The organism is Geodermatophilus sp. SYSU D00758 (assembly GCF_054049955.1).
In genome coordinates this window covers 11320-29869 of the sequence record NZ_JBJGYK010000001.1, presented here as the reverse complement: position 1 = coordinate 29869, position 18550 = coordinate 11320, and the positions used below count along the sequence as shown (strand labels likewise).

Annotated in this window: 19 protein-coding genes; 9 read left to right on the top strand and 10 right to left on the bottom strand. The window is 76.0% G+C overall.

The window, feature by feature from the left end; all coding sequences use genetic code 11:
* The first annotated feature begins 54 nt into the window (after positions 1-54).
* A complete protein-coding gene (locus ACI8AC_RS00160; protein WP_456894066.1) occupies positions 55-768 on the top strand; it encodes a hypothetical protein in 714 nt (237 codons plus the stop codon).
* Positions 769-787: 19 nt separating this feature from the next.
* On the opposite strand, the gene ACI8AC_RS00155 is transcribed toward ACI8AC_RS00160, so the two are convergent.
* Positions 788-1516 carry an LmeA family phospholipid-binding protein gene (locus ACI8AC_RS00155; protein ID WP_456894064.1) on the bottom strand — a complete coding sequence of 243 codons (729 nt, stop codon included), beginning with the start codon at positions 1514-1516 and terminating at the stop codon, positions 788-790.
* Positions 1513-3801, bottom strand: coding sequence for an MMPL family transporter (locus ACI8AC_RS00150; RefSeq protein WP_456894062.1), 2289 nt, complete (start codon positions 3799-3801; stop codon positions 1513-1515). Before ACI8AC_RS00150 ends, ACI8AC_RS00155 begins: the two co-directional genes overlap by 4 nt.
* A gap of 104 nt (positions 3802-3905) precedes the next feature.
* Here ACI8AC_RS00150 and ACI8AC_RS00145 point away from each other — a divergent pair, with 104 nt between their 5' ends.
* Positions 3906-4430 carry a hypothetical protein gene (locus ACI8AC_RS00145; RefSeq protein ID WP_456894060.1) on the top strand — a complete coding sequence of 175 codons (525 nt, stop codon included), beginning with the start codon at positions 3906-3908 and terminating at the stop codon, positions 4428-4430.
* Positions 4431-4470: 40 nt separating this feature from the next.
* On the opposite strand, the gene ACI8AC_RS00140 is transcribed toward ACI8AC_RS00145, so the two are convergent.
* From ACI8AC_RS00140 to ACI8AC_RS00130, 3 genes are all read right to left on the bottom strand, one after another.
* A complete protein-coding gene (locus ACI8AC_RS00140; RefSeq protein WP_456894058.1) occupies positions 4471-6177 on the bottom strand; it encodes a DUF885 domain-containing protein in 1707 nt (568 codons plus the stop codon).
* Positions 6174-6707, bottom strand: a complete 534-nt coding sequence (locus tag ACI8AC_RS00135) for an FABP family protein (protein ID WP_456894056.1) — start codon at positions 6705-6707, stop codon at positions 6174-6176. Before ACI8AC_RS00135 ends, ACI8AC_RS00140 begins: the two co-directional genes overlap by 4 nt.
* A gap of 127 nt (positions 6708-6834) precedes the next feature.
* Positions 6835-7812, bottom strand: coding sequence for an NAD-dependent epimerase/dehydratase family protein (locus tag ACI8AC_RS00130; RefSeq protein ID WP_456894054.1), 978 nt, complete (start codon positions 7810-7812; stop codon positions 6835-6837).
* 137 nt (positions 7813-7949) lie between these two features.
* Between ACI8AC_RS00130 and ACI8AC_RS00125 the strand changes: the two genes are divergently transcribed.
* Both ACI8AC_RS00125 and ACI8AC_RS00120 read left to right on the top strand, forming a co-directional pair.
* Complete coding sequence (locus ACI8AC_RS00125; protein WP_456894052.1) at positions 7950-8654, top strand: TetR/AcrR family transcriptional regulator; 705 nt, start codon at positions 7950-7952, stop codon at positions 8652-8654.
* A gap of 94 nt (positions 8655-8748) precedes the next feature.
* Positions 8749-10008: a PP2C family protein-serine/threonine phosphatase gene (locus ACI8AC_RS00120; RefSeq protein ID WP_456894050.1), complete on the top strand. Its 1260-nt coding sequence runs from the start codon at positions 8749-8751 to the stop codon at positions 10006-10008.
* 72 nt (positions 10009-10080) lie between these two features.
* Here the strand turns inward: ACI8AC_RS00120 and ACI8AC_RS00115 are convergent, their stop codons facing one another.
* From ACI8AC_RS00115 to ACI8AC_RS00095, 5 genes are all read right to left on the bottom strand, one after another.
* A complete protein-coding gene (locus tag ACI8AC_RS00115; RefSeq protein ID WP_456894048.1) occupies positions 10081-10374 on the bottom strand; it encodes a DUF1416 domain-containing protein in 294 nt (97 codons plus the stop codon).
* Between the two features lie 2 nt (positions 10375-10376).
* A complete protein-coding gene (locus ACI8AC_RS00110; RefSeq protein ID WP_456894046.1) occupies positions 10377-11210 on the bottom strand; it encodes a sulfurtransferase in 834 nt (277 codons plus the stop codon).
* Between the two features lie 250 nt (positions 11211-11460).
* The gene (locus ACI8AC_RS00105) at positions 11461-11535 is read right to left on the bottom strand and encodes a putative leader peptide (RefSeq protein WP_370453278.1); all 75 of its coding nucleotides are present in this window, start codon (positions 11533-11535) and stop codon (positions 11461-11463) included.
* A gap of 71 nt (positions 11536-11606) precedes the next feature.
* Complete coding sequence (locus ACI8AC_RS00100; RefSeq protein WP_456894044.1) at positions 11607-12296, bottom strand: LmeA family phospholipid-binding protein; 690 nt, start codon at positions 12294-12296, stop codon at positions 11607-11609.
* 2 nt (positions 12297-12298) lie between these two features.
* On the bottom strand, positions 12299-13120 hold the full coding sequence (locus ACI8AC_RS00095; RefSeq protein WP_456894042.1) for a hypothetical protein: 822 nt from the start codon (positions 13118-13120) through the stop codon (positions 12299-12301).
* A gap of 195 nt (positions 13121-13315) precedes the next feature.
* On the opposite strand from ACI8AC_RS00095, the gene ACI8AC_RS00090 reads away from it, so the two are divergent.
* The 5 genes from ACI8AC_RS00090 (at position 13316) to pstA (ending at position 18541) form a co-directional block, all read left to right on the top strand.
* On the top strand, positions 13316-14050 hold the full coding sequence (locus ACI8AC_RS00090; protein WP_456894041.1) for a winged helix-turn-helix transcriptional regulator: 735 nt from the start codon (positions 13316-13318) through the stop codon (positions 14048-14050).
* Positions 14047-15000: a mycothiol synthase gene (gene mshD, locus ACI8AC_RS00085; RefSeq protein ID WP_456894661.1), complete on the top strand. Its 954-nt coding sequence runs from the start codon at positions 14047-14049 to the stop codon at positions 14998-15000. Before ACI8AC_RS00090 ends, mshD begins: the two co-directional genes overlap by 4 nt.
* Positions 15001-15262: 262 nt before the next feature.
* Entirely contained in the window at positions 15263-16387 is a 1125-nt protein-coding gene (gene pstS, locus ACI8AC_RS00080; RefSeq protein WP_456894039.1) for a phosphate ABC transporter substrate-binding protein PstS, read from the top strand.
* Positions 16388-16520: 133 nt separating this feature from the next.
* On the top strand, positions 16521-17471 hold the full coding sequence (gene pstC / locus ACI8AC_RS00075) for a phosphate ABC transporter permease subunit PstC (protein WP_456894037.1): 951 nt from the start codon (positions 16521-16523) through the stop codon (positions 17469-17471).
* A complete protein-coding gene (gene pstA / locus ACI8AC_RS00070; RefSeq protein WP_456894035.1) occupies positions 17471-18541 on the top strand; it encodes a phosphate ABC transporter permease PstA in 1071 nt (356 codons plus the stop codon). Before pstC ends, pstA begins: the two co-directional genes overlap by 1 nt.
* The last annotated feature ends 9 nt before the right edge of the window (positions 18542-18550 follow it).

Genomic DNA, 18550 nt, shown 5'->3' with positions numbered 1-18550 from the left:
CGCAGGAGGCGCCGCGGAGCGGCCCGGGGGTTGTCCGTTTCCCGGGGAGGTCCCGTGCCGTTCGCCGGGCGCCCCGTCGAGGCGGACGTCTCCCCCGGCGCGTGGCTCTGCGGCCCGCTCGCCGGGCAGGCCGGCACCGTGGCCGCCCTCCTCCCGGCCGGGTTCGAGGCGCACGCCCGGGTGCTGCACCCCGCCGTCCGCTACGCGGGGGACGACGACGTCGAGGTCCGCTGGAGCACCGTGGCCGCGGCCAACGGCCGGGTCGCCCACCCCGGCATGCAGTGGGCCGCCGTCACCGGCGCCTGGGACTACGTGAGCGCCGACAGCCAGCCCCCGCTGTGGGACGCCGCGCCCGCCGACGGGCACCTGCCCGAGCCGGTCGCCGTCCGGCTGGCCGCCGTGCTGGCCCGGCACACCACCACCCCGGACGACTGCTTCTTCGGCCTCTGGCACGGCTTCGGCTTCGTCACCGCCGCGGCGCCCACCCTCGTGCTGCCGCACCGCGAGTACTGGCTGGTCCGCGGCCCGGTGGGGACGGCCGCGGCCAACCTCGCCGACGAGCCCTCCGAGCAGAGCGCCAACCTGTGGTGGCCGGCGGACCGGGCCTGGTGCGTGGCCACCGACATCGACCTCATGAGCACCTACGTGGCGGCCGGCGCCCGCTGCGTGGCCGAGCTGCTCGACGACGACGTCCTCGAGGTGGTGCCCGCCGCCCCCGGCGACCCCGTGGGTCCGGACTCCGACGCGGTGAACCCGCCCCCGGCCTGAGGTCCGCCGCCGGGGTGCCTCAGGGCCGCAGGACCACGCCCTCGGCCGCGGTCCGGACGACGAGCGCCTCGTCCCGCGGCTGCACCGCGGTGACCGTCTGCCCGAACGGCAGGGGGTCGAGCGGGACGAGGATCGACAACCGCTCGGCGAGGAGCAGCTCGGTGCCCTCCGGCGCCGCCCCGGTCTCCACGGCGGTGGGCTCGACGACGAGCGACCCCGCCTCGGCCCCCAGCCGCGCCCGGGCCGCGACGTCGTAGCTGCCGCCCAGCGCCTGCACGGTTCCCGACAGGCGGACCTCGCCGTCGCCGGCGGGGGAGAACCGGAACGGCCGCCCGGTGAACTGCAGGTACCGGTCGAGGTCGGCGTAGCGCAGCCGGGCCTCCTGCACCGCCGCGTCGACGACCACCGCGTCCGCCTCCTGCAGCAGCAGGTCGTGCAGCGGCACGCGCACGCCGGTGAGCTCGGCCCGCGTGGACTCGATGCGGAGCGGACCGTTGGACAGCCCTCGCACGGTCACCTCGACGGAGTCGTAGCGACCGCGCAACGCCTGCAGCAGGAACAGCCCGCCGCCGACCCGGACCTCCGGCCGGGCCGTGACGCCGGTCGCCTCCTGCACCTCGTCGGCCACCAGGCTCTCGGCGGCCCGCCGGGCCACCGCGTCGGCGCCCCACAGCAGCGCGGCGGTCCCGACGAGCGTCACGAGCAGCAGGACGGCCACCTGCTGTCGCCGTCCCGCCCGACCGCTCACCGGGCTCCCCCGGCGGACAGCACGGCGGGCTCGGCCCCGCCCCCCTCCGGCGCGGCAGGAAGCCGCTCCCCGGTCCTGACGCGCCGGTTCGGCCAGCTCCCCGCCGAGCCGAGCAGCGTGAGCACGGCGGGGGTGAGCACCGGCCGGATGAGGAACGTGTCGATGAGCAACCCCACGGCCATCGTGAAGGCCACCTGCCGGAACAGGCCCAACGGGATGATCGCCACCATCGCGAAGGTGGCCGCCAGGATGACCCCCGCCGCGCTGATCGCCCGGGCAGTGGCGGGCATCGCGACGGTGATGGCCTCCCGCAGCGGCCGGCGGGTGGCTTCCTCCCAGATCGAGCCCACGGCGAACACGTTGTAGTCCGAGCCCAGCGCCAGCAGCAGCACCGCGGTGGTGAAGGGGGCGAAGAAGATCAGGCCCGGGTCGCCGAGCAGGCCCTGGAAGACCACGGTGGTCAGCCCCAGCGCCGCGGCCACGCCGAGCGCGCTGCAGGCCAGCAGGGCGAGCGGGGCGAGCAGGGCGCGGAGGTAGAGGGCGAGGATGACCAGCTCGACGACGAGCGCGGCCACCAGGATGCGGGTGAGGTTGCTGCGGGTCAGCTCCGCCAGCTCGGCGGCGATCGCGGTCTGGCCGCCCACGCCGACGGTGACGTCGTCCAGGCCGGACTCGGCGGCGAGGGCGTCGACCCGCTCCTGCAGCAGCCCCACGTCGTCGATCGCCGGCGCGCCGAGGGGGTCGCTGTCGAGGACGACGACGAAGCGGGCCGCGTCCCCGTCCTCGGACAGCACCAGACCGAACTCGTCGTCCAGGGGGTTCGTCGCCGGGCCGAGCACGGCCGCCACGCCCTCCTGGCGCTCCAGGGCGGCCTGGAGCCGCTCCAGCGCCGCCCGGTCCGCGGTGATCCCCTCCCCCTCGACGAGGACCTCGGTGGGCGCCACGATCCCGCGCACCCCGGACTCCGCGAGCACCTGCGCGCCGACCTTCACCGGGTCGTCATCGGGCAGCTCGCTGGTGAAGGACACGTCGATGCGCATGTCCTGGAGCGGCAGCGCGGCGATCGCCAGGGCCGCCACGCTGAGCACCAGCGCCACCGCGGCGCCGGTCCGGGTGGCGACCGCGGCAGCCAGCGAGCGGGTGACCCGGCTGGGTCCCCGCCCGACCGCAGCCACCGGGTCGCGCCCCGCGAGGCCGAGGAACAGCCGGGAGCCGAGGATCGCCATGACCGCCGGCACCAGCGTCAGGGACACCGCCACGCCGACGAGGACGGTCAACGCCAGCGCTGGTCCGAAGGCCCGGAACAGCTGGAAGTCGGCCACCAGGAGCGCCGCGGTGCCGGCGGCCACCGTCGTGCCGGCGACGGCCACGATCGGCCCCTCCGTGAGCACCGTGGACCGGGCGGCGTCCAGCCGGTGCTGGCCGCGGCCCAGCGCCCGGCGGAAGCCGGAGAAGAAGAGCACGCAGTAGTCGGTGACCACACCGATCAGGAGCGCCGCGACCAGTGGGCGCAGCTGCTCGGGCAGCGCGAAGTCGAACCTCGCCGCGGCGCTGTCGAGCACCCGGACCGCGACGAAGTACCCCAACGCGGCCGTCAGCAGCACCACCAGCGGTGCGATGACCGAGCGGAAGGTGATCGCGACGACGACGGTGATGAGCGCCAGGGTGGCGATCTCGAAGAGCCGCAGCCGCGACTCCAGGTGCTCGCCCTGGCTCGCCTGAGCCGGCACGATCCCGGTCACGAACGTCTGCACACCGGGCTGGTTGGTGAAGTGCGAGGCGTACTGCCGGGCCCGCGCGGTCGACTCGTCGAAGCCGGTCCGCGGGGAGGAGTAGAGGTAGGTCACCGCGGTGTCGGCCGACCGGGTGGGCACCGGCACCGCCCCGATGATCTGCCCGGTGCCCGGCGGGACGTTCCCCTCCAGGTAGGCCTGGGTGTGCGCCAGCGCCCAGAGCGCGACGTCGGCCTGGGTGAGCGGGTCCAGCCCGTCCGGGTCGTGGATGACGACCGCGGTGTCCGACAGCACCGGGACCCGGAACAGGTCGGCCGAGCGCTGCTGGACCGCCGCGGCCTCGCTGTCGGGCGGCAGCAGGCTGCCGATGTCCCCGCCGCCCCCGTTGCCACCGGACGAGGGGAGCACCGTGGCCAGGACGGCGCCGGCCAGCCAGGCGACCAGGACCAGCCACCGGCCGCGCACCACGATCCCGCGCAGCAACCGCCCGACCGCGCCCAGGGGGCGCACGCGACGCCGGCCCGCCGGGGCAGGGTCGGGTCGTGCGGGCACCGCGGACCTCCCGTCGTGGCCCACGCCCGGAGCCACGCGGCGGTGACTACCCCGCTCCCCGCCCGGGTAGTGCTCGGCCTGCCGGATGCAGGGAGAGGGCGGCGATGGCCGAGCGCAGCGGGGCAGCACAGGCCGAGCGCAGCGGGGCGACGGCGGACGGGAGCGGCGGGGCAGCGGCATCCCGGCGCGGCCTCCTGGGCGCGGCCCGCTCCGGCCTGCTCGTGGCCGTGGCCCTGGTGGTCGGGCTCGTCGCCGGCGCGCTCGCGGGGTCGCTGCTGCAGGAGCCGCCCTCGCCGTCGGTCCCGCCGTCCTCGTCGGCCGGGTCCGGCGGGGTGCCCGGCGGGGACCTGCCGCCCGGGGGCCCCGGCGCGCGGTTCCAGGTGAACGACGCCTGCCTGGGGGCGCTCAACGCCGCCCAGGACGCCTACCTCGCCGTCGACGAGCTCGGCCGCGCGGCCATGGACCTCGATGCGGCCCGCCTCGACGAGGTGGTGCGCCGCCTGCAGCCGGTGCAGACCCAGCTGGAGGCCGACCTCGAGGCCTGCCAGGTGACCACCGCGGTGTCCGGCGGCCGGCAGCCCTCGCCGGACGACCCGGCCGCGCCCCCGTCCGGCGAGCCGGCGGACTGACCGGCGGCGGGGCCCGGCGGGCCACGGCGCCGGGGCGGGGTCAGAGGACGGCGAGCTCCGCGGCCAGGTCGTCGAGGCCGAGCGAGCCCTGGGACAGCGCCGCCATGTGCCAGGCCCGCAGGTCGAAGGCCGCTCCCCGCGCCCGCCGCGCGGCCTCCCGGCCCTCGAGCCAGGCCCGCTCGCCGAGCTTGTAGCTGATCGCCTGCCCGGGCAGCCCGAGGTAGCGGACCAGCTCGCTGTCCAGGAACGCCGGGTCGCGGCCGCAGTTCTCGCCGAAGAACGCCCGGGCCAGCTCCGGCGTCCACGGCTCGCCGCGCGCCTCCGCGACGACGCCCTCGGCGTCGTCGGGCACCGGCAGGCGCAGGTGCATGCCGATGTCCACGACCACCCGGACGGCCCGCATCTGCTGCGCGTCGAGGTAGCCCAGCCGGTTGCCGGGGTCGGTCAGGTGGCCCAGCTCGTCCATCAGCCGCTCGGCGTAGAGGGCCCAGCCCTCGACGTTCGCGCCGACCGACCCCAGCGAGGTCTGGTAGGTCGACAGCTGCCCGGAGACGTGGACCCACTGGGCGAGCTGCAGGTGGTGGCCCGGGACCCCCTCGTGGTACCAGGTGCTGACCAGGTCCCAGAGCGGGAACCGCTCCCGGCCGAGCGTGGGCAGCCAGGTCCGGCCGGGCCGGGAGAAGTCCTGCGCGGGGCGGGTGTAGTAGGGCGCTGCGGCGCTGCCCGGCGGGGCGATCATCGCCTCGACCCGGCGGACCGGTTCGGCCAGGTCGAAGTGCGTCCCGTCCAGCTCCTCGATCGTGCGGTCCATCATCGCCTGGAGCCGCTCGCGGACGGCCTCGACGCCCTCGACCGCCTCGCCGTGGACGTCCAGCCACCGCATGGCCTCCATCGGGGAGGCGCCGGGCACGACCTCCTCGGCCGCCGCCCGCTGCTCGGCCAGGATCCGCTGGTGCTCGGCCCAGCCCCAGGCGTAGGCCTCCTCCAGCCCGCGGTCCCGACCCAGGTCCGAGCCGGTCCAGCGGCGGGCGGCCAGGGCGTAGCGCTCCCGTCCGACGGCGTCCGGCGTCCCCTCGGCCCGGGGTGCGTAGCGGTCGCGCAGGAAGTCGCGGACGTCGGCGACCGCCTGGTCGGCCGCGGCCGCCGCCGCGTCCAGCTCACCGCGCAGCGACTCCGGCCCGGCCGCGGCGAACCGGCCGTAGAACGGGCCCTGCAGCCACTCGCCGAGCTGGCCGACGACGGTGCCCACCTGGCGCGGCGCCACGAGCAGGCCGCGCCGCGCGCCCTCCTCGAGCGCCGCGCGGAACCCGCGGTAGGCCTCGGGGACCCGCGCCAGGCGACGGGCGACGACCGCCCAGTCGTCCTCCGTCGCGGTCGGCATGAGCATGAAGACCTGGCGGATCGAGTGCACCGGGCTGAACAGGTTGGACAGCGCCCGCAGCCCCTCCCCCGCGTCGTGGGCGGCCAGCTCGGCGCCCAGCCGCTCGCGGAGCAGCCGGGCGCAGCGCCGCTCGACCGGGTCGTCGTCCAGGGCCGGGTCCTCGGCCAGCAGGCGGTCGAGGTCGGCCAGGGTGCGCCGGGCGAGGTCGGCCTCGGCCTCGAGGCCGGCCGGGCCGGGGTCGGGCAGCCGGTCGTCCCCGGGCCGGGTGCCCAGCGAGGTCGCGACGACCGGGTCGAGGTCGCAGACGGCGTCGACGTACCGGTCGGCGAGCGCCCGCGGGGTGGCCGGACGCGGCGGGGTGCTCACCGCAGCCGCTCCAGCCGGGCGGACATGGTGGGGCGCAGCGGCTGGTCGGTGCCGGCGCGGTCGATGGCGTACATGAGCGCGCCGTCGACGATGCCGTAGAGCCGGACGGCGCGGGCCACGTCGGGGGCCTCCGGCGTCCGCGCCACGACGTCGCTGGCCAGCTCCCAGCTGGTGGTCGTCCGGGCCCGGCCCACGTAGATCTCGACCAGGCCGTCGGGCGCGGCGACCAGCAGCTCGACGTCGTCGGCGCCGCGGGGCCGCCAGAACCCGGACTCCCGGTCGGCCGGCCCGACGACCTGCCCGTCGTCGGTGAGCCGCCAGGACCGCGCCTCGTAGGCGAGGAAGCCGCGGCCGTCGTGGCTGAACCGCATCCACTGCCCGAACCGGTGGTCGCCCTCCGCCCCGGCGGCCTGGCCCTCACCGTGCCACTCGCCGAGCAGCGGGAGCAGGGCCAGCAGGTCGTCGGAGACGTCCGGGCCGGAGCGGACGTCGACGGTGTCCGGGACCGGCAGCTCGGTCGGGGCGCTCACCGCCGCACCCCGCGCGGCCGCCGGGCCAGGCGCGCGGCGGCGTACCCGCTGCCGAGGGCGCCCAGCGCGGTCAGGGCGACGAGGACCCAGGCTGCAACCATGCGCCCCACCGTAGGTCCGCCTCCCCTCAGGCGGGCACCCGAGCCCCGGAGGTGGCGCCGGCCGCGGTGGCGGTGGCGGTGGCGGTGGCGGTGGCGGTGACGACCTCCTCCCACGGCGTGGGGGTCAGCCCGAAGGTCGCGGTCGTCCCCGCCGCGTCGACGACGTACTCCTGGTCGAACTGGTGCCGCACCGCGACGATCTCGCGCATCACCGGCACCGCCAGGCCGACGGCGCGCAGCACCGGCCACGGGATCCCGCTGACCCGCGCCGGGGGTGCGCTCATGGCCGCGGCCAGGTCGGTCAGCGCCTGCCGCTGGGATCGGGGCGGCGCGCTGGGCACGTGCCACGCGCGGCCGAGGGCGCGGTCGTCGGTGCCGAGGGTCACCAGGGTCGCGGCGACGTCGGGCAGGTAGGCCCAGCTGCGCGGGACGTCGGGATCGCCGACGACCCACGCCCGGCGCCCGCGCCGGAGGGTGTCGAGCTGGCGGACCAGGTGCGAGTGGGCCGCCGGCACCTGGGGGCCGACGAAGTCCGCGGCACGGGCCTCGGTGACCCGCACCCGGCCGGCCTCGTGCGCGGCGAGCGCGTCACGCCACATGGCCAGCCGGACCCGGCCCTTGACGTCGGTGGCGGCGAGCGGGCTCGCCGGGGTCATGGGACCCGCCGGGCGGCCGTAGACGTACAGGTTGCCCATCGTCACCAGCCGGGCACCGGTGCGCTCGGCGGCCGTGAGCAGCGCCGCCGCGACCGGTGGCCAGTCGGTCGGCCACCGGGAGTAGGCGGGGTTCACGGCGTTGTAGACCGCCACCGCACCGCGCGCGGCCGCGGTCAGCGCCCCGGCGTCCGCGGCGTCGACCGCCCGGTGCTCCACGCGGTCGGTCGAGGTCCCACCGCTGCGGGACAGCACGCGGACGCGGTGGCCGCGGCCGGCGAGAAGCTCGGCGGTGGTGCTGCCGACGGGGCCCTTGCCGACGACGACGTGCAGATCGGGGGTGCGGGACATGCGGCTCTCCTCCGTGCGACGGGCGTTCCGTTTCGAGAGCAGTGCTCTCGCAACACCGACCGTGCCGCACACCCGGTTCACTGTCAAGAGCGCTGCTCTCACTTGCGTGCACCGCTCGCGCACGCCACCCTGGAGGCATGCCACCCACCGTCCGCGAGCGCGTGCGCGCCGAGTTCACCGCCGAGATCACCGCGGCCGCCCGGCGCCAGCTCGCCGAGGTCGGCGCCGCCGGCCTGTCGCTGCGCGCGGTGGCCCGGGAGCTGGGCGTCGCCTCGTCCGCCCTGTACCGCTACTTCGCCGGTCGCGACGAGCTGCTGACCCGGCTGATCATCGACGGGTACGACGGGCTCGGATCCGCCGCCGAGGCCGCGGACGACCCGACGGCGCCCCCCTACGCGCGGTGGATGGCCGTGTGCCGGGCGGTGCGCGCCTGGGCCCGCACCCACCCCCACGAGTACGCGCTGCTCTACGGCTCCCCGGTCCCCGGGTACCGGGCACCCCGCGACACGGTTCCGGCCGCCTCCCGGGTCGGCCTGGTGATGGGCCGGGTGCTCGGGGACGCCGCCCGCGCCGGCCTGCTCCCCGAGGCCGCCGGCGTGCCGCGCGACCCGACCCTGGTCAGCGACGACGCGGTGGCCGTGCTGGGCGGCGAGCACCCGGCCCTGGACGACGCCGTCCGGGTCCGGGCGCTGCTGGCCTGGAGCTCGCTCTACGGGACGATCAGCTTCGAGCTCTTCGGCCACTTCGTGGGCACGGTCGAGGACGCCGACCGCTTCGCCGAGGCCGCGATGGGCGAGCTCGCGGGGCTGCTCGGGCTCCGGCCGCAGCCGCCCACCGGGTGAGGCCGCCCGCCCGGTGCGGCAGGCTGGAGGGCCGGACCCGGGTGCACCGGAGAGGGCGGAGGGCGGAGCGATCGACGAGCTGGTCGGACGGCAGGTGCAGGACCTCGCGGCCCGCCGCTCGGTCGAGGCGGAGCTCGCCCGGACCCTCGTGCGCTACGAGCGCGTGCTCGCCAACGTCGCCGACGGCATCTACGGCCTGGACGCCGCCGGCCGCGTGGAGTTCGTCAACCCCGCGGCCGTGCGGATCACCGGCCACCCCGCCGCCCGGCAGCGCGGCCTCGACCAGCACGGGCTGATCCACCACTCCCACCCCGACGGCACGCCGTACGCCCGCGAGGACTGCCCGGTGTGGCGGGCGCTCGCCACCGGCCGCACGGTCGCGGCGGACTCCGAGGTGTTCTGGCGCAGCGACGGCACCCCCGTACCGGTCGAGCTGATCGCCGTCCCGACCGTGGAGGAGGGCGCCGTCACCGGCGTCGTCGTCTCCTTCCGCGACCTCACCGAGCGGCTGGCCGCCGCCCGGCAGACCGCCGAGCTGCGCCGCCTCGAGGAGCGCACCGCCGCCGAGCGGGCGCTGTCGGACCGGCTGCAGCAGGCGCTGCTGACCCCACCCCCGGAGCCCGACCACCTGCAGGTCGCGGTGCGCTACCGGCCGGCGACGCGCGGGGCCCAGGTCGGGGGCGACTGGTACGACGCGTTCCTGCAGCCCGACGGCGCCACCGTGCTGGTCGTGGGCGACGTCGTCGGGCACGACAGCACCGCGGCGGCCGCCATGGGGCAGCTGCGCGGCCTGCTGCGCGCCCTGGCCTACGACGACGACGCGCTCCCGTCGGCCACGCTCCGGCGGGCCGAGCGCACCGCCCTGGGCCTGGGCGTGAGCAGCCTGGCGACCGCCGTCCTCGCCCGCGTCGAGCGCCACCCGGACGCGCCGGCCGCCGGCCGCCGGGTGCTGCGCTGGAGCAACGCCGGCCACCCACCGCCGCTGCTGCTGGCCCCCGACGGCAGCAGCACCGTGCTGGCCACCCGGCCGGAGCTCATGCTCGGGGTGGACCCCGACGCCCTCCGCACCGACCACGCCGCCGACCTGCCCGACGAGCACACCCTGCTGCTGCTCACCGACGGCCTGGTCGAGCGCCGGGGGGCCGACCTGGACCAGGGCACCGCGGAGCTGCGCGCAGCCCTGCGCGACCTGGGCGGCGCCCCGCTCGACGAGCTCTGCGACACGCTGCTGGGGCGCCTGGTGCCGCGGGACGGCGCCGACGACGTCGCGCTGGTCGCCGTCCGCGCCCACCCGGAGGACCGCCCCCGCCCCCCGGAGGCCGGCCCGGAGCGCCTGCCGCCCCGGGCCGGGTGACCCCGGACGCGGCAGCGCCCCCCTCGCACGGGCGAGGGGGCCGCTGCCGCGACGCTGCGGAGGAGGCGGTCCTCAGGCGATCGCGACGGTGGTCTCGTTGAGGCCGACGTCGGCGCTGAGCAGCCGCTCCCCCCGGCCGACCGGGGCCAGCGAGCGGAGCTTCCACTCCCCGGGGGCGGCGAAGAAGCGGAACTCACCCTCGGGGCTGGTCACCACCTCGGCGGTGAACTCGTCGGTGGCGTCCAGCAGCCGGACGTAGGCGCCGGCGACCGGGGCGCCGTCGTGCCACACCGAGCCTTGGATGACCGTCTGGGTGGTCAGGTCGACCCCGGCGAGGCCGCCGCCCTGCTTGGGCGCACCGCACATGTTCAGGCCCCCTTCTCGATCGGGACGCCGACCAGCGAGCCGTACTCGGTCCAGGAGCCGTCGTAGTTCTTGACGTTCTGGTGGCCGAGCAGCTCGCGCAGCACGAACCAGGTGTGGCTCGAGCGCTCGCCGATCCGGCAGTAGGCGATGGTGTCCCTGGAGGTGTCGAGCCCGGCGTCGGCGTAGAGCTTGGCCAGCTCCTCGTCGCTCTTGAAGGTGCCGTCCTCGTTGGCCGCCTTGCTCCACGGCACGTTGACCGCGGACGGGATGTGGCCGGGCCGCTGCGCGCCCTCCTGGGGCAGGTGCGCCGGGGCGACCAGCTTGCCGGCGAACTCGTCGGGCGAGCGGACGTCGACCAGGTTCTTGGCGCCGATGGCGGCGACGACCTCGTCGCGGAAGGCGCGGATCGAGGTGTCGGCCTCCTTGGCGACGTACTGGGTGGCAGGGCGCTCGACGGGGTCCTCCGACAGCGGCCGGCTGTCGAGCTCCCACTTCTTGCGGCCACCGTCGATCAGCTTCACCTGGTCGTGGCCGTAGAGCTTGAAGTACCAGTAGGCGTAGGCGGCGAACCAGTTGTTGTTGCCGCCGTAGAGCACCACGGTGTCGTCGTTGCCGACGCCCTTGGCCGACAGGAGCTGCTCGAACTGCTCCTTGCTCACGAAGTCGCGGCGCAGCGGGTCCTGGAGGTCGGTCTTCCAGTCCAGCTTGACGGCGCCCTCGATGTGGCCCTTGTCGTAGGCGCTGGTGTCCTCGTCGACCTCGACGAAGACCAGGCCGGGCTGGCCGATGTGCTCCTGCGCCCAGTCGGCGGAGACGAGCACGTCGTTGCGGCTCATGGGGGGTGTTCCTCCCTGCGGATCGGTTCGGTCGGGCGGTGCGGATGAGGGGTGGTGCCGATCAGGTGGTGCCGACCGGGGTGGCGGTGGCGCTTCCCCGGGGTCCCGCGGCCGGGGCGGTGCGCCGGCCGGGGGACGTCCCGCCGCGGGCCCGGGCGGGCACGGCGGGGCGCCCTGTGCGCTGCGGGGACATCGGCGGAGGGCCTCCGGACGGCGATCGGGGCACGTCTGGGCGGGCCGGGGCTCGCCCTCAGCCGGCCGGACACAGGCAGCTGCCGACGCGGCACAGGTCCACTGCGCGGCGCGAGGTCAGCAGGATGCCCACGCTGCGAGCCTAACCGATGCGCCGGCGGGTCCACCCTCGCGGACCGGGACCGGACGGACCCGCCCGGCCGTTCAGCCGCTGAGCACGGTGTTCGTGGCCACCACGCTGACGACGACGCCGTCGGCGGCCGGGCGGACGCCGGTCAGCTCCAGCCCGAACGGCAGCGCCTCGATGGGGTAGCGCAGGTCCAGCAGGTCGCTGGCCCGGTCGACGAGGAAGCCGGGTAGGCCGACACCCGCCCCCGCGGCCTCGTCCACGTCGACGACCAGGTCGTCGCCGTCCAGCGACACGGTGCCCACCGCGGTCAGCGGCAGCTCCTGCCCGGCCAGCTCGACGGTGCGGGTGATCCGCAACCCGTCCCCCTCGCGCTCCAGCGTCGTCCCCGGCCCGAGCTGGTCGGAGAGCAGCGCGTAGGAGAGCGTGGCGGTGCCGTCGACCCGCTCGACGGGCACCTCCTGGACCGCGCCCCCGAGGACGTCGGACAGCGGCACCTGCAGTCCCTGGAGGGTCACGTCGATCCCGGTGACCTCCCCCGGGCCGACGTCGGCGGAGGAGACGACGATCCGCACCCGGTCGTAGCGACCGCCCAGCGCCTGGGTCAGGAAGGGGAAGCCGCCGATCTCGACGTCCGGCGTCGCCGGCAGCTCGCCGCGCTCGGCCACCACCTGCGCCACCCGGTCCTCGGCGAGCGCCACGCCGACGCGGTCGGCCAGCACGGCCAGCCCGACGAGCACGAGGAGGACGACCACGAGCGCGCGCACGGTCAGAGCACGTCCTGGAGCACGAGGGAGAAGGCCACCGGGGCCACCGCGGCGAAGGGCAGCACCGCCTGCACCACCGCGGCGGCCCAGGTCCGCCGGGCCCCGCCGGCGACGGTGTAGTCGGCGACGAGCCCGACGAGCGCGGCGACTCCGGCGAGAAGCAGGCCGGCCAGGAGGACGGTGACGACGCCCAGCAGGTCCCCCCCGCCCCGGCGGAGCAGGGCCACCGCGGCCCCCGCGAGCACGGACAGCACCAGGGCCGGCACCCCGCGGGCCACGCCGGGCGCCAGGGAGGGGCGGGGCAGGACGAGGTCGACCAGCGCGCCGGTGACCAGCGTCGCACCCACCACCAGCACCGCGGTCGTGACCGCCGGGGACCCCTCGCCCGTGGGCTCGAGCCGCAGCAGCAGCGCCAGAGCGGTGACCGCGCAGACCAGCAGCAGGACGCCGGCCAGCGAGCCCACCACCTCCCGGCGCGGCGGGCGGCGCAGCATCTGGTGCAGGACGGCGGCCAGGAAACCGGCCCCGGGCACGGCCAGCAGCACACCGATCTCCGGCTCCTCGGGGACCACCAGGAGCAGGTCGGCCCCGAGCGCCGCCGCCACCCCCAGCAGCGGGGCGCCGCGGCCGCCGTGCACGCCGGTGGCCGGCACCCAGGCCAGGGAGAGGGCCACCTGCAGGACCGCCACCGCCGCGAGCCGGCCACCGGACCCGGCCTGCTCCGGCAGCGCCCACAGCAGCGCCGTGGCGACCGCGGCCGCCGCGGCGGCGGGCAGCTGGTGCCCGCGGGCCGACAGCCCGGTCCCCAGCGCAGCGGCGGTCATCCGTCGATCGTCGCAGACGGCGGGCGGCCGGGCCGGGACGGCGCACGGAGGACGCCCTGCCCGGGACGCCACGCAGCGCACACGCGGGGAGGACGGACGGTCGCGACACCGGGTCGGCTATCCTTCCGTATCTCGACAGCGCCGTCGTGGGCCCCCGGACGACCTGGTCGTCCCCGGCTCCCCCGAGGAGACGACATGCGACTCGTGCTCATGACCGCCGCCCGCCAGGCCACGACCGAGGTGCTGCCCGCCCTCGGGCTGCTCGGCCACCAGGTGCGCGTGGTGGCCCCCGAACTGTCGAGCCTGCTGGACGGCGACTCCGGGGACGTGGTCCTCGTCGACGCCCGGCACGACCTGATCCAGGCCCGGACGCTGTGCGGGCTGCTGTCCTCGACCGGCGTGGCCTCCGCCCTGGTGGCGGTGCTCTCCGAGGGCGGGCTGGTCGCCCTCTCCGCGGACTGGGGCGTCGACGACGTCCTGCTCGACACCGCCGGCCCCGCCGAGGTCGACGCCCGGCTGAAGTGGGCCACGGCCCGCCGACTGGCCGCCAGCACCCCGGCCGACGGCGCCGACGGCGGGATCACGCAGGCCGGCGAGCTCGTGATCGACGAGCACAGCTACTCGGCCAAGCTGCGCGGCCGCCCCCTCGACCTCACGTACAAGGAGTTCGAACTGCTCAAGTACCTGGCCCAGCACCCCGGCCGGGTCTTCTCCCGGGCCCAGCTGCTCCAGGAGATCTGGGGCTACGACTACTTCGGGGGCACCCGGACCGTCGACGTCCACGTCCGCCGGCTGCGGGCCAAGCTCGGCACCGAGCACGAGGCGCTCATCGGCACCGTGCGCAACGTCGGCTACAAGCTCGACCAGCAGGTGGCCGACGCCACCGCCGCGGCCGCCCGGGCCGAGGCCGCCGACGCCGAGCTGGTCTGAGGCCGGTCCTGACCTCGTCCTCCCCCGGGAACGCCGGCCGGCTCGACCCGGCCGGTGTCGCCGACGTCCTCGCCCTGCTCCGGGCGGCCGCCGCGGCCGACGGCGTGCGGCCGGTCTCCGAGGAGACCGAGCTGCGCCTCCAGCACGGCGGCCCGCCCGGCGGCCGGGACCTGCTGCTCCGGGACGACGACGGCACACCCGCCGGCTACGCCCGCTTCGAGGGCGGGGACGGCACGGGCGACGCCGAGGCCGAGCTCGTCGTGGCCCCCGACCGGCGCCGCCGGGGCGTCGGGCGGGCGCTGCTGACCCGGCTGGAGGAGCTGGCCGGGTCGCGGCCGCTGCGGGTGTGGGCGCACGGCGACCTCCCCGGCTCGGCCGAGCTGGCCCGCCCCCGCGGGTACGAGCGCGCCCGCGTGCTCCTGCAGATGCGCCGCCCGCTGGAGGCCGCCGACGCCACGCGGCGACCGCCGCTGCCGGAGGGGGTGCACGTGGAGGCCTTCCGCGTCGGCCGGGACGAGGAGGCCTGGCTGGCCGTCAACGCCCGGGCCTTCGCCACCCACCCGGAGCAGGGCGGCTGGACGATCGAGGACCTCCGCGTGCGCGAGGCCGAACCGTGGTTCGACCCGGAGGGCTTCCTCCTGGCCTGGCGCGGCGGGCCGGGCGCCGGCGGGCGGCTGCTCGGGTCCCACTGGACCAAGGTGCACCCGCCCGGGGACGAGGGCCCGGAGGCCGTCGGCGAGGTCTACGTCCTCGGCATCGACCCGGAGGCGCAGGGCGGCGGGCTGGGCCGCGCCCTCACCGACCTCGGGCTGGCCCACCTGGCCTCCCGGGGCCTGACCTCCGTCCTGCTCTACGTCGAGGAGGACAACGCCGCGGCGGTGGCCCTCTACGAGCGCAGCGGGTTCCGCCGGCACGCCGTCGACGTCTCCTGGCGGCGTCCCGCCGGCTGAACCGTCCCCCGGCCGGGAGTCGTGCACCTCACCCCAACCTCCCATCCGACCGTGACCGGGCCGTCCCCGGAACCGGGCGCGCGGGCTGTTCACCGTCCTCTCGCCCGGAGTACCGAGGAACGTCAGCCGCATCACAAGACCCGTTCACCGGTCGTTCACCCACTTCACCGGGGGCGGCCACCTCGGCTCCCTAGCGTCGGCGCTCGTTGGTTTCCTGCTGCCCGGCGACGGACGACCGGGCACCCAGTCGAAAGGCATCGAGTTGAACCTCGGGACCAAGACGCGCGCCGCGACCCTCTCCCTGGCGCTCGCCGGCACTCTCGCCCTCGCTGCGTGCGGCGCCGCGAACGAGGAGAGCGACGCCGCCGAGGGCGGCACCGCGGGGGGCGGCGAGGCCAGCGAGCAGCTCAGCGGCACCCTCGTCGGTGCGGGTGCGAGCAGCCAGCAGGCGGCCATGCAGGGCTGGACCGCGGCCTACTCCAGCGTGCAGCCGGACGTCACGGTGAACTACGACCCGGTCGGCTCCGGCGGTGGCCGCGAGCAGTTCGTCGCCGGCGGCACCGACTTCGCCGGCTCCGACGCCTACCTCGACGAGGAGGAGCTGACCGCGGCCGAGGAGCGCTGCAGCGGGGAGGGGCAGGTCTTCGAGCTGCCGAACTACATCGCCCCGATCGCGGTCGTCTACAACCTCGAGGGCGTCGACTCCCTCAACCTGCCGCCGGAGGTGGTAGCGGGCATCTTCGCCCAGCAGATCACCAACTGGAACGACCCGGCGATCGCCGAGGCGAACCCGGACGTCCAGCTGCCCGACCTGCCGATCACCCCGGTGAACCGGTCCGACGAGTCGGGCACCACCGAGAACTTCGCCGAGTACCTGGCCGCGGCGGCGCCCGACATCTGGACCTACGAGGTCAGCGGCGACTGGCCGGTCCCGGGCGGCGAGGCCGGCCAGGGCACCTCGGGCGTCGTCCAGGCGGTGGGCGCCGGCAACGGCACCATCGGCTACGCCGACCCCAGCCAGGCGGGTGACCTCGGCGTCGCCGCGATCGGCGTGGGCGAGGAGTTCGTGCAGCCCACCCCCGAGGCCGCGGCCGCGGTCGTCGAGAACTCCGAGCGGGTCGAGGGGCGCGGCGAGTACGACTACGCCATCGACATCCGCCGGGACACCACGGAGTCCGGGAACTACCCGATCGTCCAGGTGAGCTACCACGTCGGCTGCGTCACCTACGACGAGCAGGAGACCGCCGACCTGGTCGCGGACTTCATGAGCTTCGTGGTCAGCGAGGAGGGCCAGCAGGCCGCGGCCGAGGCCGCCGGCTCCGCGCCCATCTCCGACGCCCTGCGCGACCAGGCCCAGACGGCGATCGACGCGATCAACGCCGGGTGATCTCAGCGACACCGGCGACGGCCCGGGATGCCGAACGGCGTCCCGGGCCGTTGCCCCGCCCGGAGACGGGCATGCTGCACCGCGTCCCCCCACACCTCCCCGCCGCACCCGGCCCACGACCCTCGGAGCAACGGTGACCGCCACCCGGACCCCGTCCCCGCCCGGCCCCCCCCAGCCGGTCCGCCGCCTCGGTGACCGGGTGTTCGCCGGCAGCGCCCGGGGCGCCGGCATCCTCATCCTCGTCATCCTGGCCGGCGTCGCGGCGTTCCTGGTCGCGGAGGCCGTCCCGGCGATCACCGCCCCCGCCGAGGAGATCCCCGGCGGCGAGGGCCTGGTCGCCTACATCGCCCCGCTCATCTTCGGCACCCTGCTGGCCGCCTTCATCGCGCTGATCGTGGCCACCCCCCTGGCGGTGGCCATCGCGCTGTTCATCACGCACTTCGCGCCGCGGCGGCTGGCGCAGGGCCTGGGCTACGTCGTCGACCTGCTCGCGGCCATCCCCAGCATCGTCTACGGCTTCTGGGGCATCTCCTGGCTGGCGCCCAAGATGGTGCCCTTCTACCGGTGGCTCGAGGACAACCTCGGGTTCATCCCCTTCTTCGCCGGGCCGACGTCGGCCACCGGCCGCACCATGCTCACCGCCGGCCTGGTCCTGGCGATCATGATCCTGCCGATCATCAGCGCCATCTCCCGCGAGGTCTTCCTGCAGGTGCCCACGCTGCACAAGGAGGCGGCGCTGGCCCTCGGCGCCACCCGCTGGGAGATGATCAGGATGGCGGTCATCCCCTACGGCAAGAGCGGCATCATCGGCGGCTCGATGCTCGGGCTGGGCCGCGCGCTCGGCGAGACCCTCGCCGTCACCCTGGTGCTGTCGGTCTCCGGGGGCATCACGTTCAACCTGATCAGCAGCGGCAACCCCGCGACGATCGCGGCGAACATCGCCCTGCAGTTCCCCGAGTCGACCGGCATCGCGGTCAACACCCTCATCGCCAGCGGCCTGGCCCTGTTCGTCATCACCCTCGTGGTGAACATGCTGGCCCGCTGGATCGTCAACCGTCGCGCCGACTTCTCCGGAGCCAACTGATGGCCACCCAGACCCCCACGCCGGTCAGCGCCCCGGACGCGGTGGAGCCGGCCGTCGGCCGGCTGCCCCGCTGGGCGCCCTGGGCCTGCTTCGCGGGTGCCGCCGCCGTCGCCGCCGGGCTCGAGCTCCTCGGCGACTTCAACATCGCGCTGTTCGTCGTCTACGCCGTCGTCCTGGGGACCCTCGCGCTCTACCTCGCCTCCCGGGTGACCGAGGGCCGCCGCAAGGCCACCGACCGGCTGGTGACCGCCGTCGTCAGCAGCGCGTTCGGCCTCGCGATGGTCCCGCTCGTGTCGCTGGTCTGGGAGGTCGTGGGCCGGGGCATCGTCCGGTTCGACGGGGAGTTCTTCGGCTCCTCGCTGGTCGGCATCATCGGCGAGGGCGGCGGCGCCTACCACGCCATCTTCGGCACGCTGATCATCACCGCGCTCACCACGCTGATCTCGGTGCCGATCGGGCTGATGACCGCCATCTACCTCGTCGAGTACGCCCGCGGCCGGCTCAAGCGGGCCATCACGTTCTTCGTCGACGTGATGACCGGCATCCCGTCGATCGTCGCCGGCCTCTTCGCCTACGCCCTGTTCGTGCTGTTCTTCGGCCCGGGGGTCCGGCTGGGCATCATGGGCGCCGTCGCGCTGTCGGTCCTGATGATCCCGGTGGTGGTGCGCTCCGCCGAGGAGGTGCTCAAGCTCGTCCCGAACGAGCTCCGCGAGGCCTCCTACGCCCTGGGCGTCCCGAAGTGGCGGACGATCGTCAAGGTCGTCATCCCGACCGCCATCGCCGGCCTCGGCACCGGCGTCACCCTGGCGATCGCCCGCGTCGTCGGGGAGACCGCGCCCCTGCTGGTGACCGTGGGCATCACCAACGCCACGAACTTCGACCCGTTCGACGGCCGCATGGCGACCCTGCCCGTCTACGCCTACTACCAGCTCACCCAGCCGGGCGTGCCGCCGGAGTTCGCCATCGACCGGGCCTGGACGGCGGCGCTCCTGCTCATCATGCTGGTCATGGGCCTCAACGTGGTCGCCCGCCTGATCAGCCGCTTCTTCGCCCCCAAGACCGGCCGCTGACGTCCCAGC

Excerpts from the sequence above, each read along its gene's own strand:
- pstA (WP_456894035.1), top strand. The coding sequence starts at position 17,471 with ATGGCCACCCAGACCCCCACGCCGGTCAGCGCCCCGGACGCGGTGGAG.
- ACI8AC_RS00130 (WP_456894054.1), bottom strand. The coding sequence starts at position 7,812 with ATGTCCCGCACCCCCGATCTGCACGTCGTCGTCGGCAAGGGCCCCGTC.
- ACI8AC_RS00110 (WP_456894046.1), bottom strand. The coding sequence starts at position 11,210 with ATGAGCCGCAACGACGTGCTCGTCTCCGCCGACTGGGCGCAGGAGCAC.
- ACI8AC_RS00095 (WP_456894042.1), bottom strand. The coding sequence starts at position 13,120 with ATGACCGCCGCTGCGCTGGGGACCGGGCTGTCGGCCCGCGGGCACCAG.
- ACI8AC_RS00145 (WP_456894060.1), top strand. The coding sequence starts at position 3,906 with ATGGCCGAGCGCAGCGGGGCAGCACAGGCCGAGCGCAGCGGGGCGACG.
- ACI8AC_RS00115 (WP_456894048.1), bottom strand. The coding sequence starts at position 10,374 with ATGTGCGGTGCGCCCAAGCAGGGCGGCGGCCTCGCCGGGGTCGACCTG.
- ACI8AC_RS00090 (WP_456894041.1), top strand. The coding sequence starts at position 13,316 with ATGCGACTCGTGCTCATGACCGCCGCCCGCCAGGCCACGACCGAGGTG.
- ACI8AC_RS00125 (WP_456894052.1), top strand. The coding sequence starts at position 7,950 with ATGCCACCCACCGTCCGCGAGCGCGTGCGCGCCGAGTTCACCGCCGAG.